Origin of the sequence: Bifidobacterium sp. ESL0764 (genome assembly GCF_029395515.1) — a bacterium.
Lineage (GTDB): Bacteria > Actinomycetota > Actinomycetes > Actinomycetales > Bifidobacteriaceae > Bifidobacterium.
On sequence record NZ_CP113919.1, the window covers coordinates 503,548 to 521,409 of the forward strand.

The window sequence follows — 17,862 nt, forward strand, 5'->3', positions numbered from 1 at the left end:
TCCGTACCTGTTCCTATACTTGAAACTTGGCGTGTATTCGCCCGCGGATAGAGAGCGCTTCGGCATAATGCCGGCGGCACCGCGCAGCAACTATAAGGAGGATGCCGTGGCACTTACGGCTGAAGAAAAGCACGAGATCGTAACCAAGTATGCGACGCACGAAGGCGACACGGGATCTCCCGAGGTTCAGGTTGCGCTGCTGAGCAAGCGTATCTCCGATCTGACCGAGCACCTGAAGAGCCACCAGCACGACAACCACTCTCGTCGTGGCCTGCTGCTGATGGTCGGCGATCGTCGTCGTCTTCTCAACTATCTGAAGAAGGTCGACATCAACCGTTACCGCTCCTTGGTCGAGCGTCTTGGTCTTCGTCGATAGCTGTTGTATGCCCGGGCTCCGCGCTCGGGCTTTTTCAGAGGTTTGATTTGATTGGACATGGATGTTGGTAAACGTCTAGAAATGTTCGCTGGTGTTGAAACCGACGGCCCTAAGGTGAGGGTCGATAATTGAAATATCTGGATATGCGTTCCGGCGTGAGAGCCGTCAATGCTGTTTCGGACTGAGAAGTGAAAGTCAATGTGCCGTCCACCAACGTTGGTGAGGCCAAGTAAGCCTTACAGCAACCAAGGTCGGACGTTGACAAAGCATTTTGCAGTATGTTGGATAGATAAGAAATTAAACAAAGGAGGAACCCTTGGAGGGTCCCGAAATCAAGGCCGTAGAGGCCGTTATTGACAATGGAACATTTGGCAAGCGCACCTTGCGCTTCGAAACGGGCCGTTTGGCCCAGCAGGCGGACGGCGCCGTAGCCGCCTACCTCGATGACGATTCGATGGTCCTTTCGACCACCACCGCCGGGTCCAGCCCGAAGGAGAACTACGATTTCTTCCCGCTGACCGTCGATGTGGAAGAGAAGATGTATGCCGCGGGCAAGATCCCGGGCTCGTTCTTCCGCCGCGAAGGCCGTCCTTCGAACGACGCCATCCTGGCCTGCCGTATCATCGACCGCCCGCTGCGTCCGCTCTTCCCGCACACGCTGCGCAACGAGGTGCAGGTCGTCGAGACCGTGCTTGCCTGCAACCCGGACGACGCCTACGACATGATCGCGTTGAACGCGGCTTCGGCTTCCACCATGATCTCCGGCCTGCCTTTCGAAGGCCCGGTCTCCGGTGTGCGCCTGGCGTTGGTCGACGGCCAGTGGGTCGCCTTCCCGCGTTGGAGCGAGCGTGACCGCGCGGTCTTCGAGCTCGTCGTGGCCGGCCGTGTCGTCGAAAACGGCGACGTCGCCATCGCCATGATCGAGGCTGGCGCCGGCAAGAACGCCTGGAACCTCATCTACGACGAGGGCCAGATCAAGCCGGATGAGGAAGTCGTGGCCGGTGGGCTGGAAGCCGCCAAGCCGTTCATCAAGGTCATCTGCGAGGCTCAGAACGAGCTCAAGGAAAAGGCCGGCAAGGGCAACGACAAGGAATTCCAACTCTTCCCGGAATATACGGACGAGCTCTACAAGCGCATCGACGAAATTGCCCACGCCGACCTCAACGACGCCCTCTCCATCGCGGCCAAGCTGCCGCGCCAGGAGCGCATCCACGAGATCAAGGAAGACGTCCGCGCGCGTCTCGCCGACGAATTCACCGACATGGACGACGCCGAAAAGGAAAAGGAACTCGGCAACGCCTTCAAGGAACTGCAGCGCCAGATCGTGCGCCGTCGCGTCCTGACCGAGGACTTCCGTATCGATGGCCGCGGCCTGCGCGACATTCGCACGCTTTCCGCCGAAGTCGGCATCGTGCCGCGCGTGCACGGTTCCGCGCTCTTCCAGCGTGGCGAGACCCAGATTCTCGGCGTCACCACGCTCAATATGCTGAAGATGGAGCAGACGCTCGACGCCATCTCCGGACCGTCCACCAAGCGTTACATGCACAATTACGAGATGCCGCCGTATTCGACCGGTGAGACCGGCCGTGTCGGCTCCCCGAAGCGTCGCGAGGTCGGCCACGGTGCGCTCGCCGAGAAGGCGCTCGTGCCGGTGCTTCCCAGCAAGGAAGACTTCCCGTACGCCATCCGCCAGGTCTCCGAGGCCATCGGTTCCAACGGCTCGACCTCCATGGGCTCCGTCTGCGCCTCCACGCTCTCGCTGCTCGACGCTGGCGTTCCGCTGAAGGCTCCGGTCGCGGGCATCGCGATGGGCCTCATCTCCGGTGACGTCGACGGCAAGCACATCTACAAGACCCTGACCGACATCCTGGGCGCCGAAGACGCGTTCGGCGACATGGACTTCAAGGTCGCCGGCACCTCCGAGTTCATCACCGCGCTTCAGCTCGACACCAAGCTCGACGGCATCCCCGCCGACGTTCTGGCCGCAGCCCTGCAGCAGGCGAAGGAAGCCCGCACCACGATCCTCGAGGTCATCAACGAGTGCATCGACGCTCCGGCCGAGATGAGCCCGTACGCCCCGCGCATCCTCACCACCACCGTTCCGGTCGACAAGATCGGCGAGATCATCGGGCCCAAGGGCAAGATGATCAACCAGATTCAGGAAGAGACCGGCGCCGACGTTTCTGTTGAGGACGACGGTACCGTCTACATCGCTTCCGAAGGCGGCGACGGGGCCGAGAAGGCCAAGGAGACCATCGACGCGATCGCGCATCCGCACGTTCCCGCTGTCGGCGAGAACTTCAACGGCAAGGTCGTCAAGACCACGAGCTTCGGCGCGTTCGTCAATCTGACCCCCGGCACCGACGGCCTGCTGCATATCTCGCAGATTCGTAACCTCACCAACGGCGAGCGTATCGACGCCGTCGAAGACGTGCTGAAGGAAGGCGACACCGTTGAGGTGACCGTTCAGGGCGTCGACGACCGCGGAAAGATCTCGCTGGCCATTCCCGGCTTCGAGGATCAGGAATCCGGCCCACGCGGCGGTGGTCGTGGCCATCGTGACCATGACCGTGACGAGCGTGGCGGGCGTGGCTATCGCGGCCACCGTGACCATGACCACGATCGAGATGATCGTCGTCGTTCCGATCGCGATGATCGTGATGACCGTCGTTCTCGCCGTAGTCGTGACGACCGTGAGGATCGTGACGATGCTGATTTTGAGGATCGTCCGCGTCGCCGTCGTGAGGACCGTGAGGATCGTCGTCGTTCCGATCGCGATGATCGCGACGACCGTCGTTCTCGCCGTAGTCGTGACGACCGTGAGGATCGTGACGATGCTGATTTTGAGGATCGTCCGCGTCGCCGTCGTGAAGATCGCGATGATTACCGTCGTTCCGATCGTCACGAAGGACACCGCGGTGGTGGCCGTCGCAACGATCGCAACCCGCGCTATGCCACCGACGATCATTATGACGAATATCGCGAGGACCGCGAAGAGCGCAGCGAGCGTCCGCGCCGCCGTGTCCGCCGTGACTTCGATCCGTTCGATGACTGAGCGACTGACTGACTGATCGGCCGGGTGATTACGTGTTTGATTGATTCACTCCGATAACCCGACAATCGCCCGATAGACGATAACTGGCCTGCAACCTGCTTGATTGGGTTGCAGGCCAGTTTGTTTGTTATGGATGTGTTTGTTGTGGATGAATGTGCATCGTTCGGCAATTTTTCCCGCGACACGCCTCAAATGTGGATAACCCCTATCATTCGACCACACTACCCGTTTCAGCTTGCGTTCCCGGGTAGGAAGTGGATTGAATGGATATATGAACAATGCACTATCGATTCCTCGGCCAGCACGTACGGATATGCCCTTTGCGCGGCACAAAAGGATATTGCTGCCTGCCGAGGTGAGAGGAAGACCCGTCAGGAGGTTGCGGGCGCAAAAGCCGGCTTCCGTGATTTCCTCGATTCCGCCTCCGGCAAGGTCGCCGTCGTGTGCGAAACCCCGGCCGTGTCGCTCGCCTCGCCCGTTGCCCGTGCTCGCATTGCCGAGTTCCCCGCAATCCTTGAATACGCCTGATCTGCCGTTGAATGCGTCTGCTATACCACGGACGCGAGGTTTTGTGCAGGCTTTCGGAAGCCTGCCGGCCGGAACGTGGCCATCCGTTGCGTGGAAGGCAACCCCCTTCGCTTCGCCCTCGGCCGCGCCGATGCCCCGTCCTGCCATGGCGCAGGAAAGAAAGGTTCGTCGCTCTCAGACCGCTCCCGTGGTGGTAACGACGCTTACGAGACCTCCGGCGTTGCGCGCAGAGAAGGCAAGCGAGGCCTTTGCGATGCAAGAGATACAAGAGGAACGCAAGGAGCAAGACGGCCGGACTTCATCTCAGGACTTGTCGGAAATCAAAAGCGTTGCTGCCCGCGCGGTCGGCAGGCGCTCGGCGGTTTTCCTCTCGGCGAGTGGGGGAGTGGGGCTAAGCGGGCTCTGTTCGCTGACCGCCTTGCAGCTCAAAAATCGGGGCAGACGCACCGCATTGGTAGATGCGGACTTTGCTTCCGGTGGGCTCGATGTTCTTCTAGGACTTGAAAACGACAAGGGACTGCGGTTCGGCACCCTGAACGCGCCGTTGGGCAAAATCGACGGCGAAGTGCTGTGCAAACGGCTTCCGCATTGGGAAGGCATTCCCGTCCTGGCATTCGATTCATGGAACAGTGAGGTGCCCGAATGGTGGGAGGCCGAGGCTGCGATGGCGGCTTTGGAACGCAGCGTGGACATAGTGCTGGTCGACGGCTCGCGTGGCAGGGTTATCGATATGGTTCCACAGTTGCGGCACGCACCCGTCGTTCTGGTGACCGAACTTTCCGTGCTCGGCCTTGCCCGTTGCAGGGCCTTGATGCAGCGGGTCTCTTCGGGGCGTATAAGCTCGTCCGGTCGAGGTGGCGCCAGCTGTGCTGATGGGACCGATGGCTCCTGCGATCTCTCTGATCGTCTATCCTCTCGTTCGAATGGCGCGGATATCGCGAAGGAAGAGGGCGGTATCCGAAACTTCGAAAACCCCGCACCTGTGCGTCTCGCGGCGATTGTAGGCATCGAGCCGAGAGGAACGTCACGGCGACGGGGCGTGGTGAGTGTCAACGAGGCCAGCGAGTATTTGGGGCATCGGGTCCTTGGACCGATGTGCCTCAACAGCGCGAGAATCAGCGATGCGCTGGAAGGGCTTGGGCTCAAAATCTCGAAGTCCGACCGTTCGGTGATGACGCAGTTGGCCAATGCCCTTAGCGACGCCGTTGAAGGAGATGAGCAGCGATGATGTTCGGACCTCTGGAGGAGCTGGCCCATGAGCCTGCGCTGACCGATATCGCCGTGACCTGCGAGGGCCGGGTGTGGGTCGATCGGGGTAGTGGAATGAGCGAATACCGCCCGGCAGTGCCGTTTCGTTCGCCACAGGTCGTCCGCGAATACGCGACCCAGCTGTGCGCGCAACTGGGCAAGCGGCTCGATGACGCCTGCCCGATCGCCGACGCCTCCAGTGTCGAAGGTATTCGTATCCATGCGGTCATTGCGCCGATTGTGTCTATGGGCGCGAGCATTTCCATACGTTTTCCGAGCCGAACGGTCCCGAGGCTGAGCGGGCTTGGGGCGCGTGGCCTGTTTCCGTCTTCATGGTTCCCGCTGCTGTGCGGCCTGGTTTGCAAACGTGCGACGATACTGATTACCGGCGGTACTGGAGCCGGCAAGACCACACTGCTCAAGGCATTGCTCGCCCAAGCCGATCCTGCCGAGCGCGTGGTCAGTGTCGAGGAGGTGCGGGAACTGGGCACGCTCGGTCGTGGCAATCATGTCTCACTGGTCGTTCGCGAGGCCAATGTGGAAGGTGCGGGGGCGATAGGTCTGCCGGAATTGGTGAAGGCCACGTTGCGTATGCGCCCGGACCGCATCATTCTGGGAGAATGCCGAGGCGAGGAGATCGCCGACCTGCTGCGGGCATTCAACTCGGGGCATCATGGCGGCATGGTCACCCTGCACGCCGACAGCGTCGACCGTGTGCCCTCCCGATTGGTGTCCTTGGGGCTTTTGGCCGGACTTAGCGCGCCGGCTCTGTCGATGCTTGCCGCCGGGGCGTTTGACGTCGTCCTGCATCTTGAGCGCAGCAACGGCAAACGGCGGATTGCGCAGATTGGTCGGCTTTCCAAGGATTCCGAGCGTTTTGTCGGCGAGGCGATAGCGACTTGGGACGGAGCGGGAATGCCGGTTCCCGGGCCCGGATGGGACGCCTTCTTGAGGCATTGGACGGGGTGATTATATGGATTGCAGTGCTTTGATGGCCGGGTTGCTGCTGACGGTTGCGGTTCTTTGCTTTGGATGGCCCAATGTTGCCGGCAAACATCGGGCTCTGGGTTCGGCTTCCGCGGCGACGACACCGATGCACAAGGCCGGTATTCTTTCGTGCGTCGATGCTCTGAGGGCGTCGGTCAAAGCTGGTGGTTCGCTTGAGGAGGCTTTTGCCGAGCAGATGCAGGGCGAACCGTTGTGCGAGACCGCGTCGATGCCCGATCTGGCGCAGTTGCAAGACATCCTGCATTCGCGATTAGGGCCAAAGGAAACGCCGGAACAGGCGGATCAGGCGGCGGTTGAGCTGGACCTGGCCTGCAGGCTCAGCCAAACACTTGGATGCGAGGCCTCGCATTGTCTGGATGCGGTGGCTTCGTCCTATAAACGCAACCGGATGATGAAGAATCTGAAAGACAATGCCTTCACCGTGCCGCGTTCCACCGTAAAGCTCCTCTCCCTATTGCCTTTGGCCACACTCGTTTTGGCACAGCTGATGGGAGCGGAGCCGATTGCGTTTCTTTTCGGCAACAGTGCGGGGCAGGTTTGTCTGCTGCTGGGAGTGGGAACGTATGCGTTGGGAATGCTGTGGATGAAAGCGTTGATGGATGGTGTGGATGCGGCGCAAAGAGGGCGGAGCGGAGAACGCAAATCGGCAGGATAGAAGAGGTCGAGGCTTGCTGTTTTGCGTAACCGCAGTGAGAAATTGGACAGAGGGTCGTGGTAAAGGCCGCATTTGACGTGGGGGTTGACGCGGAAGCCGTGTTGGATAGCGGATTGAATGCAAAGCCGCGAGAGTCATGAAACCACGATCCGAAACATATCGCAAAAGCAAAGGTCGGTGGCAATGAATGCACTTGTTTCAGGGTGTTTGGCGGCTGTCGCATGGATTTTATGGAACCCGCCTGCGCGGATGCTTTCACGGCAATTGAAGGCTTTGAGCGCAGGTTTTGCGGCCCGTCCGTCACTAGGGGTTATTTTGGAGATGATGGCGGTGGCCATGCGCGAAGGTTCGTCGATTCCCCATGCCCTCGAGGTCATCGGCTCGATTGTAGGCGGAACGCTGGGAGACGGACTTTGCCGGGCCTCGCGTTCCTTGATGCTCGGGTTCAGCTGGGAGGACGCATGGTTCGCGGCTTCTCTGGCCTGTCAAAAGAGTGGAGAAGGTAACGGGCAAGAATCAGGTTCGACGGCCAAGAATGCCCGGAAACGGCAGAATGGCGACGATGATTCGGCTTCGGATGAGGTCGCTGCCGCCCTAGAAGCGTTAACCGTCATTGACGATGCCCTGAAAAGCACGTGGACTCGTGGCGTTTCTCCCGTCGGTCCGTTGGAAAGCGCCGTCGAGCAGCTGGATGCCAGGGCCCGTGCCTCCATCGAGCAATCAGCCCAGAGGCTTTCGGTCAGGCTTCTTTTGCCCACGGGCCTGTGTTTTCTGCCCTCGTTCATGCTCATCGGCATCGTTCCCGCCATAGGTTCCTTCATCGGGCGCTGAGCCGATATCGGTTGATGTTGATAACTTTTCTTCGATTCCACATTCGATGCACATTTTTTGTGGATGAAAAGCGCGACACGCCCGGAATGTGCATAACCCCGAGCATCCGACCACAGTGCCCGAAATCCCCTCGGTAAACGAGGAACTTCTGTCAGACTAGGAGTGTCGCAACCGCAGCGGCTGCGATGCCAAATTTCGAAGAAATCAAAGGAGTAATCATGGCTAAGGAATTGATGACGATGGATCAAACCGGAACCGGTGCCGTCACGGGTTTTGCTTCCCGCTTGTCCGAGCGTTCAAGGCAGGTCAAGGGGCAGCTGTGTCTGCTCGATGCCCGTTTCCGCACGGCGATGGCGCAACCCGACGAGGGCGCGGCGACGGCGGAATATGCGGTGGTTCTTGTCGCCGCCACGGGGTTTGCGGCGGTGCTGGTGGCTTTGCTCAAATCCGGTGCCGTAAAGACGCTGCTGATGGCGTTGGTCAAGAAAGCGCTCAAGGTGGTCTGAGTTTTCTTGGATCATCGGTAAGGAAACGACGGAAACGGACGATGCGGGTTGCGGGCAGGAGGCAGAGCACGATGACACTTCAGAAGATGCAATCGCAAGGATTGATTGATCGGCAGGATAGGTGCCGCACGCCAATGGCGGCCAGTACAACTGGCGCAGCCGGTCGCTCTCCATTGGCTTACGCACGTCGCCTGTCGCAGAAGTTGCGCGCTCGCGTGGCAGACAACCGGCATCGTTGTTCCGGCCGTTGCGCTCATTGGCCGGAACGGGGGAGCGACGAGGGTGCCGTCACCGCTGAATTTGCCGTGGTGCTTCCGGCGGTGATGGCGATGGCGGTGCTGTTGATGATGCTGGCCCGGGCGGTCACGGTGGAGATGAACTGTCAGGACGCCGCCTCTGCCGCGGCAAGGGTGGCAGTGGTGTCCAACAGTGACTCCGAAGCCCGTTTGGCTGCGCGAGATGCCGCCGGCGGTGATGCCAGTGTCTCCATATCGCGAGGGTTCAAGCAGGTCAACGTGACGGTGAGTTGCCGCGTCGTGCCCGATCCCATGCATGTCTTGCCGATGGCCGTGGTCGGCAAGGCGACTGGAGTGATGCAATAATGGGCCGGCAGAAAAGTTGTCTCGACCGAGAAAGGGCCAAATGCATCGATTCAAATGTTTCGATACAAGACCAGGAGCGTCGCCGCCAAGCATCAACGCGATCGTGGTGTGTCGGTTCTGCCGGCTCGACGAATTCAACTATCTCCACTGGTTTGGTGAGTGCGGTTAGTCCGGCGGGTTCGGGTATTTCGGCGGGTTCGACTGATTCGGTTGATTCGGATTGTTTGGCTGCTTCTGCCGGTTCATCTGATTCTGTTGAACACCCTCGATCTCGGATTCTTCATGTACGTGATGAAGGCTCCGGAACCATCAACGGGGTCATGCTGATTGCCGTCACGGCGATTTTTCTGTCGGCGATCGCCTTGGGCGGCAACCTGCTGGTCTGTGTCTCTCAGGCCCGGTCCGCCGCCGACCAGGCCGCCATCGCCGGAGCGGCGTCCGCACGGGATGGTGATTTCGACCCGTGCCTCAAAGCCAGACTGGCCTCGACGTTGAACAAGTCCTCCCTCATTGCATGCAAGGTGAATGAGGAAGATGTCACCGTCAAGGTCGGGGTGAAAACGGCAGTTCCGTTCGCCCCGTTGGTCTCCCGTATGGCTCGTGCCGGGCCGGTAGAATGTTCGTAAGAACACCGCACAATCGCATTCGTTCACAGCCGGGTCACCATTTCATGTGCCGGTGCCATGGTGTCAATGCCTGAACGTCAGGGCGTGAAAGCTGTGAAGCCGATTCTGTCAGGTGGGCGCAGCGCTGAAGCGATGTGATGGGGAAACGAGTGATTTCGCCGCTGAGGCATGGTGAAAAATAGTCGGGTGAAGGTAGGTTAGAACTATGGCACTTGCATTGTATCGACGGTATCGGCCAGACACATTTGACGGCATCATAGGGCAGGATCAGGTCACCGTCCCGCTTTCCCGGGCATTGGATGAAGGCAAGCTCACCCATGCCTATCTCTTCAGCGGGCCGCGCGGCTGCGGCAAGACCAGTTCCGCGCGAATCCTGGCCCGGTGCATCAATTGTGCCAAGGGCCCGACCTCGCATCCATGCGGCGAATGCGAAAGCTGCAAGGACCTGGCTACCGGCGGCCCCGGTTCGATCGACGTGGTCGAGATCGATGCCGCCAGCCACAACGGCGTTGAGGACGCGCGTGAGCTGCGTGAACGCGCCGCTTTCGCCCCGGCTCGCGATCGATACAAGATCTTCATCCTCGACGAGGCCCACATGGTCACCCAGCAGGGGTTCAACGCCCTGTTGAAGATCGTGGAGGAGCCGCCGGAACACGTCATGTTCATTTTCGCCACCACGGAGCCGGACAAGGTAATCTCGACGATTCGTTCGCGTACCCATCATTACCCGTTCCGTCTGGTGCCGCCTGAGGTCATGGGGCCGTATCTGGAAGAGGTGTGCGACAAGGAGCAGATCGATCTGGAACCAGGTGTGCTGAAGCTCACCATGCGGGCCGGCGGCGGTTCGGTGCGAGACACGCTTTCCGTGCTCGATCAGCTGATGGCCGGAGCCGTAGACAACGAGGTGTCGTACGATTCCGCGGTGGCTCTGCTTGGGTTTACCCCCGACGAACTTATCGGCGAGGCGATTGACGCCGTTATCGACAAGGACGGCGAGAGACTTTACGGCGTGGTTGAAAAGGTCGTGGTAGGCGGCTTCGAACCCAGACGGTTCGTAGAGGATCTGCTCTCGCGTGTCCGTGATTTGCTCGTGCTCACCCTCGGTGGTGAGAAAGCCGAAAACGTGCTGAGCGACGACTCTGCGGTCGAGGACATGAGCGATTTGCACCGCCAGTCCAAAGCGTTGGGGCTTTCGACCCTTACGGCGATGGCCGAGACCATCAACGACACCTTGGGCAATATGACCGGTGCGATTTCTCCTCGTATGCGTCTGGAACTCTTGGCCGCGAAACTGCTGGCCGGCCGCGAGAACGGTTTTGCGCCGAGTGCGGTCCAAGCCGGAACCGGTGCCGCGAGTACGGGCTCATCACAGCCTGCTGCCGCCAACAACGGGTCCCGGCAAGGCAACAATGCGCCGCAGAGCCGTGGTGGCTTCATCGGTTCGAGCAGAAACGCTGCGAACCAGCGGCAAAACAATCGTCAGGCAGGTGCCGGCCCGGCAGCCGCTTCCCAAGCTCCGGAGCAGCATAACGCTTCACGGACTCAGCAGGTTGGCAATAATCCCGATTCGCCGGTTGCGGGCACAGGCACCGCATCTGTATCTGCGTCGGCCGGTATCGGTGAACCTCACGGATGGCAAGGTAATGCGAACGGTGGAATGCAACCAGATCGGCATTCTTCTGATCCCAATGCAGCAACCAACGCAGCCGGTTCCAACCCTGAACGACAGCAAGGCGCTCAGACGGCTGCGCCGGTACAGGTGAACGTCGATCCGAATGCAACCGTCGAGCAACGATGGGATATCGTGCTCAAGTCATTGCCGGAGGATGTGCGTGGGTATGTCGCGCACGACAAGGTGCCCACGGTTTCGTTGGCGAGAAACGATGCCGGCAAGTCTCGCCTGTCGATGACCTTTGATTGCCCCTTGAGCCAGCATGCCTTCGCTTTGGCGCTTGCCTCTGATGCCGAACACAACGGTCAGAAGGCCGCCAACGTGGTGCTCGCCGGGGTGCGCTCCGTCTTTGGGCCTCACACGATGATCGCTCCGACCGGGGTGGCCGCGAACGGTGAAAAAGTCGTTTCCACCAAGCGTATGAAGCCCGAAGAACTTGCCAAGGTCAAGCGTGATATCGCGCTTGCCAAGGTCTCTGCGACCGGAGGGCTGGGTATGGCCGCCGGGCAGAGCGGGCATAGCGCCTCGGCTCCCAAGGAACAGAAGAAGGCGCAAGCCGATGCCGCCGGCGAATCCGATGATTCCTCCCATCGAGCCGCTTATCCGGTAGGCGGGAACGGCAGGAACGGCGAGACCGTAAGTCGAGCCGATAGTACTGACACGAAACCCGGAAACGGTTCATCGCAAGGTGATGCCGCAGGAGCAGGTGTACCCGCAACGAACCGGGAACATGATGCGCAGAACCTTGCGAACCCGATGGCCATGAGCCCAGGATCGCAAAATCCGATGGACGACGATTACGATCCGTGGATGAATCCGCTGCCGGCGCCGGGCTCTGGCAACGGTACAGCAACGAATTCAACCGGAGGACGACAAGCGGCGGCGACTTCCGGCGGCAACGCCTCGCAACAGTTCGATGGCAACGCTACAGGCCGGCCTGCGCCCGTCGAAGGATCGGCGAATCAGGCTGTCGAGCATCACAAGAAGCATGTCGCGGTGCCTGATCTGAGCGACGGCATCGACCCATGGGCCACGCCTTCGTCCGATCAGGCTGCAGCCGGTTCCAGCTCCGGCGCAGCCGGAACCGACGGTGATTCTGCAGGCCGGCAGTCGGGAGACACAGGTGCGGCGCGCAACGCGACATCCGCTTCCGGTCCCGACAATTGGCAGACGAGGCCGCCGGATTCATCCGCCAACGGCTCCTATGCCTCACCGGACGGTATAGATGCTGGGAGGAAGCCGATAGCTGCGGAATCGAATAATTCTCGATCACGGTCCGCTGCCCCGAACGGCAGCCCCGCCGCTAATCCCGATGACAGGGGAGACGTGGCCGCACGGTTCCAATATGCCGATGACTCGGCCGAAGACGCCGATCAGCGTCCACGGGTAGCGGCCGAGGACGATGACTATTCGATGAGCGACCAGTCGTTGGGTGATGTCACGGCCGTGGGGCTGGATGAGCTTTCCAAGCTGTTCGATGTCAAGAAGGTCGAGACCTTCAAGGCGGACGATCCGAAGAATCCCAAGAACATCAAACCGGCGGAAAAGCATCCCGAAGAGGAGAGGTAGCAAGTAGATGGCATTGGCTTATGACGGCGCGATACAGCGTCTTATCGATGGTTTCGCGCGCCTGCCGGGCATCGGTCCCAAGGGTGCCCAGCGCATAGCTTTCTATCTGCTTTCGGCCAGTGACGAGGAGGCTCAGGACCTCGCCGACGCCATCCGTGAGGTCAAGGAGAAGGTGCGCTTCTGCGAGATTTGCGGCAATGTGTGCGAGACGAGCCCGTGCCCGGTCTGCTCGGATCCGCGCCGCGACCATTCCATCATCTGCGTGGTCGAGGAGCCGAAAGACGTGATGAGCATCGAGCGCACCCGCGAGTTCCACGGCGTCTATCATGTGCTGGGCGGCGCCATCAACCCGATGGCCAACGTCGGCCCAGGCGACCTGGCCATTCCCAAGCTGCTTGACAGGCTTAAAACCGACGAAGTCAAAGAGATCATTCTGGCGCTGGACCCCAATATCGAGGGGGAAGCCACGGTGACTTATCTCAGCCGCTTGCTTTCTCCGCTCGGTCTCAAGGTCACGCGTCTTGCCAGCGGTTTGCCAGTTGGTAGTGACTTGGAATACGCGGATGAAATCACGCTGGGCCGTGCCTTGGAGGGCCGCCAGGAAGCCTGAGCGCTGCCTTCGAAAGCATTGGAGGAAACTGTTCATCGGGCTTGCCTTGGCATTGAGAAAAGCCTGAGCGCTCGCATCGTATGCCCGTATGGTGATAAGCGGCCCAGTCGGGCGGGAGACTGGCCTATAATTCAATCATTACTGTCAAAAGTCGGCCATAAGAACGGGTTACGTCGCATTTTTCTTGTGTCATGCCTTTTGTTGGTCGATGTCGAGATGTGGCGGCATGCATTTTTCAGATGCATCTGCCGGAGAGAACAAGGGGAGAATTGTGGCGCTGATCGTGCAGAAATACGGCGGGTCCTCCGTGGCCGACGCCGAGTCCATCAAGCGCGTCGCCAAAAGGATCGTGGAGACAAAACGTAAGGGCAACAACGTCGCCGTCGTCGTTTCGGCGATGGGGGACACCACCGACGACCTGATTGACCAGGCGATGAGCATCGATTCCAATCCTCCCGCCCGCGAGATGGACATGCTGATGACCGCTGGCGAGCGCATCTCGATGAGCCTTCTGGCGATGGCCATCCACGCCGACGGCGAGCGCGCCTACTCCTTCACCGGTTCGCAGGCTGGCTTCATGACCGACGCCCGTTTCGGAGCGGCACATATCAAATCAGTGAAACCCGAGCGCGTGGCCCATGTCGTCGACGATGGCAAGATCGCCATTGTCGCCGGATTCCAAGGCATCAACGCCGATGGCGATTACACCACGTTGGGCCGTGGCGGTTCCGATACCTCGGCGGTGGCGCTCGCAGTGGCAATGGGTGCCGATATCTGCGAGATCTACACCGACGTGGACGGCATCTTCACCGCGGACCCGCGCATCGTTCCCAGCGCGCGGCGCATCCCCTCCATCGGCTACGATGCCATCCTCGAAATGGCCTCCTGCGGTTCGAAGGTCCTCGCCTTGCGTTGCGTCGAATACGCCCAGCGTTTCAATATGCCGTTGCATGTGCGCAGCTCGTTCTCGCACCGGATGGGCACGTTGGTGGTGCCGGAGGGTGTCGATGCGCGCAAATTGCCGAATCTGGATTAAACAATCCGAGAATGGGCCGGTTAGCACGGATTCATCAAGAAAATATATGGATATGAACTTCAACGGCAAGAGAGCAAAGGAAACACAATGAGCAGTGACAACACGAAAGACGAGGGCGTGAATTTGAGCGATCAAGGCAAAACCGGCGAAACCGACAACAAATCGATGGGCGACATCTTCCCGGATCTCGGCCCCGAGACCCCGGTGATTTCCGGCGTTGCGCACGACCGCACCGAATCCCTCGTGACGGTGCGCGGCGTTCCCGACGAGCCCGGCATGGCCGCACGCGTGTTTACCGAGCTGGCCAAAAGCGGCATCAACGTCGACATGATCGTGCAGGCAGGAGCTTCGACGGGCAAGGCCGACATCTCCTTCACTGTGCCCGATGCCACGGTGAAAACGGTGGAGAAAGCGCTCGACGGCAAAAAGGCCGAGCTCGGTTACGGTTCCTATTTCGTCGATTCCGAGGTCGGCAAGGTCGCGGTGGTGGGCGTGGGCATGAAAACCCATTCCGGTCTCGCCGCCAAGTTCTTCGAATCCCTGAGCGCCAAGCATATCAACGTGATGATGATCTCGACCTCCGAGATCCGCATCGCCGCCCTCGTCCCGCTCGACCAACTCGACGACGCGGTGCGCGCGTTGCACACAGCGTACGGCCTCGACGCCGATCAGGTGGAAGCGGTGGTCTACGGCGGCACCGGCCGCTGAACGCCGTGCATCGCTGGCTGTCATATCGTTCGGTGAAGTCATTGACTTGAAAAGCATATGGGCGCCTCGTATTGGCCAACCAGCCAGATGCGATGCGCCCGGGCATAACGTGGATATGGCCGATAACGGGGTTGGATATGAGTGGTTCGATGATCGGCGGTGTCGGTGATCAATCACCGTCCATTTGCGTAATCGGGTATCCGCTTCTGTCATGTCTCATAAAGCTGCGTGCAGCCGTCCCCGCGCAGTACCTTGCGCTATGATGTGGCACGTAGCGCCCCGCAGTGTTTCACTTTGGAGCGATGGATGTCTCATGAGGTTGCGGCTGCGGAAGCCACGAGTGGACGGCCGCCAAAGGGGAGGAAACAGATGGCTGAATCTAACGGAGAACAACGCAAGGTCAACGTTGCGGTGCTGGGGGCCACCGGACAGGTCGGCATGGTCATGCGTCGCGTGCTTGACGAGCGGAATTTCCCCATTGATAATCTGCGTTTCCTGGCTTCCTCACACTCGGCGGGCACCGTGCTCAAATGGCGCGACCGCAGCATCGTGGTCGAGGACGTGGCCAAAGCCGATCTCAGGGGCATCGATATCGCAATCTTCTCCGCCGGCGGCGGCACTTCGAAGGTCTGGGCGCCGAAATTCGCCGAGGCCGGCGCCTATGTCATCGACAACTCCTCGCAATGGCGTATGCACGACGACGTGCCGCTGGTGGTGGCCGAGGCCAATCCCGACGATCTTGACGACATTCCCCGTCGCATTGTCGCGAACCCGAACTGCACCACCATGGCCTGCATTCCGGTGCTGAAGGCACTCGATACCCACTTCGGCCTGAAGCGGCTGATTGTCAGCTCTTATCAGGCGGTTTCGGGAGCCGGACGCGCAGGCGTCGAGCAGTTGATGAACGAAGCCAAGGCCGCTGTCGACCAAGGTGCCGACAAGCTCGTCTTCGACGGTTCCGCCATCGATTTCCCCAAGCCTACCAAGGTCGTGCGCACCATTGCCTTCAACGCCGTGCCGTTCATCGGCGCCATCGTCGACGACGGCAGCGAGGAGACCGACGAGGAGCAGAAGTTGCGTAACGAAAGCCGCAAGATTCTGCACTTGCCCGACCTCGCCGCCTCCTGCACCTGCGTGCGCGTCGGCGTTTTCACCGCGCATGGCATGTCGGTCAACGCCGAATTCGAACGCGACGTCACCCCCGACATGGCCCGCGAGGTGCTGAAGAACGCGCCGGGCGTCGAGCTTGCCGACATCCCCACCCCGCAGCTGGCCGCCGGCAAGGACCCGAGTTTCGTCGGCCGCATCCGCCAGGACCAGGCCGTCGACGGCAAGAAGGGACTGGCGTTCTTCATCGCCAACGACAACCTGCGCAAGGGCGCCGCCCTGAACGCCGTCGAACTGGCCGAGATCGTGGCACGCAAGCACTTCGGCGCATGACTCGTCGCGTCGTTAATGCGATGAAAATCGCCGAAAGAACTTCAAATCGCTGATTTTCATCGCAACGTCATTTGGCGATGCGAGCAAAATCAGCGAAAACGGTTCAGAATCTTGTTTTTTAGAGCAACTTGGGCAGTGAGGTGAACGAGCCTACTGACTGAAGTTCGCCAGCTACAGAGATAATCACGAAAATGTGCCCAAATGTGTGATTATCTCTGCATGGGTGCAATTTTAATCATAAAAAAGGGCCCGAAACTGTGATTATCTTTGCAGGGGCTATGAGTATGCGGAGATAATCACAGAATATGGTGCAAAAGTGTGAGTATCTCTGCATAGGTACCGCAGAAGCAGTCGTAATCGTATGATGAGTGCTTCGGCGTGTATCTGTTGCGCCTGACATACCGGTCGCGTGGCATACTGGGGGTATGTCGAAGGCATCAAAAGAAGCGCAGAAACAACTGGATCGCATCGTGGCGTTGGGCTATCCCGACGTCGCGGATATGAGCGCGGCGGCGTTCCGTGCGCTCGCGCGGCCGTTGATCGACGCGCTGAAAGACAGCGACTTGGGCGAGAACATCCTTCTGGTGCCCACCCACGAGCTGGTCAGCCCCGAATCGTTGATCGCCCGAACCAGCATCAACCGCATGGCCGGATTCACCACCATGCCGCCGCGCGATGTCGCCAGCTTCCTGCCGCAGGCGGGTTTCGAGCCGCCGGAAGGCCCGTTCTATCTGGTGGTCGATCCGCACACCGGCACCGTCTACGTCAACCGCGAGCCGGACGTGGCCCGTAAGCTCATCGATTCCGACGAGCGTATGCCGCTGACCCTTGAAGAGGGCCTCGCCATCGCCACCCAGCATCCCGATTGGCTGGTGAAGAAAAACGGCTTCAACCTGCTCGGTTCCCGCAGCGCCGACGGCCGCGTGCCGAGCATCTGGATGAGTCAGAACGCCCCGCGTCTGGGCTCGGTCTGGCCCACCTCCCGTCACACGTGGCTCGGCAACGCCTACTGCCAGGCCAGGCGAGGCATCTCCCTGTTCCACTGACCCGTCATCGGCATCAAAGTCAAAAGTCCCTTTTTGATTGATGTTGGTGCCACCAAGTCCCCTGTTTTTGGGTGATTTGGTGTCGAAAGTGCTATTTTTCGCCATCTTGGTGCACCAAGATGGCCGTTTGAGCGAGATTGATGTGAAAAGTGGCGTTTTTGATGGGGGTTGGTGGCACCAACATAGCTGAAAGATGTCGATTCGGGAGGGGTTTCGGACTTTTGGGACACAAAGATGTCGCATCCCGAAACAGTTGTGCCGCCTGCCTTGGTTGCGGCTATAGTAAGTCTTTATATCCGTCATCATCACGGTGACGGCATCTCGTTGTAGTCGTGTCGCAACGTGC

16 protein-coding genes are annotated in these 17,862 nt (G+C 60.0%); all 16 read left to right on the forward strand.

The genetic code is table 11. From position 1 onward, the window contains the following. Positions 1 to 106 precede the first annotated feature (106 nt). Positions 107 to 376 (forward strand): 30S ribosomal protein S15, encoded by a 270-nt coding sequence (gene rpsO, locus OZX71_RS01770; protein WP_277145663.1) that lies wholly within the window; start codon positions 107 to 109, stop codon positions 374 to 376. A 316-nt stretch (positions 377 to 692) separates the two neighbouring features. Continuing rightward, positions 693 to 3,431, forward strand: a complete 2,739-nt coding sequence (locus OZX71_RS01775; protein WP_277160278.1) for a polyribonucleotide nucleotidyltransferase — start codon at positions 693 to 695, stop codon at positions 3,429 to 3,431. Positions 3,432 to 3,530: 99 nt separating this feature from the next. Next, entirely contained in the window at positions 3,531 to 3,959 is a 429-nt protein-coding gene (locus tag OZX71_RS01780) for a hypothetical protein (RefSeq protein WP_277160280.1), read from the forward strand. Between the two features lie 145 nt (positions 3,960 to 4,104). Beyond that, positions 4,105 to 5,187, forward strand: coding sequence for a hypothetical protein (locus OZX71_RS01785; protein ID WP_277160281.1), 1,083 nt, complete (start codon positions 4,105 to 4,107; stop codon positions 5,185 to 5,187). Next, complete coding sequence (locus OZX71_RS01790; protein WP_277160282.1) at positions 5,184 to 6,176, forward strand: ATPase, T2SS/T4P/T4SS family; 993 nt, start codon at positions 5,184 to 5,186, stop codon at positions 6,174 to 6,176. Before OZX71_RS01785 ends, OZX71_RS01790 begins: the two co-directional genes overlap by 4 nt. Before the next feature lie 4 nt (positions 6,177 to 6,180). Continuing rightward, entirely contained in the window at positions 6,181 to 6,870 is a 690-nt protein-coding gene (locus tag OZX71_RS01795) for a hypothetical protein (RefSeq protein WP_277145658.1), read from the forward strand. Positions 6,871 to 7,185: 315 nt separating this feature from the next. Then, positions 7,186 to 7,701, forward strand: a complete 516-nt coding sequence (locus tag OZX71_RS01800; RefSeq protein ID WP_277145657.1) for a hypothetical protein — start codon at positions 7,186 to 7,188, stop codon at positions 7,699 to 7,701. Positions 7,702 to 7,919: 218 nt separating this feature from the next. Beyond that, positions 7,920 to 8,207, forward strand: a complete 288-nt coding sequence (locus tag OZX71_RS01805; protein ID WP_348519483.1) for a DUF4244 domain-containing protein — start codon at positions 7,920 to 7,922, stop codon at positions 8,205 to 8,207. A gap of 134 nt (positions 8,208 to 8,341) precedes the next feature. Next, positions 8,342 to 8,809 (forward strand): TadE family type IV pilus minor pilin, encoded by a 468-nt coding sequence (locus OZX71_RS01810; protein ID WP_277160283.1) that lies wholly within the window; start codon positions 8,342 to 8,344, stop codon positions 8,807 to 8,809. Beyond that, the gene (locus OZX71_RS01815; protein ID WP_277160284.1) at positions 8,809 to 9,435 is read left to right on the forward strand and encodes an Rv3654c family TadE-like protein; all 627 of its coding nucleotides are present in this window, start codon (positions 8,809 to 8,811) and stop codon (positions 9,433 to 9,435) included. The genes OZX71_RS01810 and OZX71_RS01815 overlap by 1 nt, the downstream gene beginning before the upstream one ends. 205 nt (positions 9,436 to 9,640) lie before the next feature. Continuing rightward, complete coding sequence (dnaX, locus tag OZX71_RS01820; protein ID WP_277160285.1) at positions 9,641 to 12,676, forward strand: DNA polymerase III subunit gamma/tau; 3,036 nt, start codon at positions 9,641 to 9,643, stop codon at positions 12,674 to 12,676. Between the two features lie 7 nt (positions 12,677 to 12,683). Next, the gene (recR, locus tag OZX71_RS01825) at positions 12,684 to 13,286 is read left to right on the forward strand and encodes a recombination mediator RecR (RefSeq protein WP_277145654.1); all 603 of its coding nucleotides are present in this window, start codon (positions 12,684 to 12,686) and stop codon (positions 13,284 to 13,286) included. Between the two features lie 271 nt (positions 13,287 to 13,557). Beyond that, the gene (locus tag OZX71_RS01830; protein WP_277147445.1) at positions 13,558 to 14,322 is read left to right on the forward strand and encodes an aspartate kinase; all 765 of its coding nucleotides are present in this window, start codon (positions 13,558 to 13,560) and stop codon (positions 14,320 to 14,322) included. Between the two features lie 165 nt (positions 14,323 to 14,487). Then, positions 14,488 to 15,030, forward strand: coding sequence for an ACT domain-containing protein (locus tag OZX71_RS01835; RefSeq protein WP_277147443.1), 543 nt, complete (start codon positions 14,488 to 14,490; stop codon positions 15,028 to 15,030). Positions 15,031 to 15,399: 369 nt separating this feature from the next. Further along, entirely contained in the window at positions 15,400 to 16,470 is a 1,071-nt protein-coding gene (locus OZX71_RS01840; protein ID WP_277160286.1) for an aspartate-semialdehyde dehydrogenase, read from the forward strand. 425 nt (positions 16,471 to 16,895) lie between these two features. Then, a complete protein-coding gene (locus tag OZX71_RS01845) occupies positions 16,896 to 17,516 on the forward strand; it encodes a DUF5701 family protein (RefSeq protein WP_277160287.1) in 621 nt (206 codons plus the stop codon). Positions 17,517 to 17,862: the final 346 nt, after the last annotated feature.